This window comes from Burkholderia sp. 3C (assembly GCF_054589155.1).
In genome coordinates, this window is record NZ_BAAILN010000137.1 from 1 (window position 1) to 298 (window position 298).

The following is a 298-nucleotide window of genomic DNA, read 5'->3' on the forward strand; positions in this document are numbered from 1 at the left end:
TGTCGACCACCAACAGCAATGTCGCTTCGCTGTCCTCTTCGACCTCGACCAGCGTCGGCTCGCTGTCTACCGGGCTTTCGACCACGACGAGCAACGTCACTTCGCTTTCGTCGGGTTTGAGCTCGACGAACAGCAACGTCACGTCCCTTTCGTCGGGCTTGAGTTCCACGAACAGCAACGTCACTTCGCTGTCCAGCGGACTCAGTACGACCAATAGCAATGTCTCGTCGCTGTCGACGGGTGTGACTTCGATTTCCAGTGGACTGTCGACCACCAACAGCAATGTCGCTTCGCTGTC

1 protein-coding gene is annotated in these 298 nt (G+C 57.4%); it reads right to left on the reverse strand.

Annotated elements, in window-relative coordinates; translation table 11 throughout:
• Window positions 1–298: hypothetical protein (locus tag ACYP33_RS29025; protein WP_459624823.1), on the reverse strand; the 298-nt coding region annotated here is incomplete at both ends.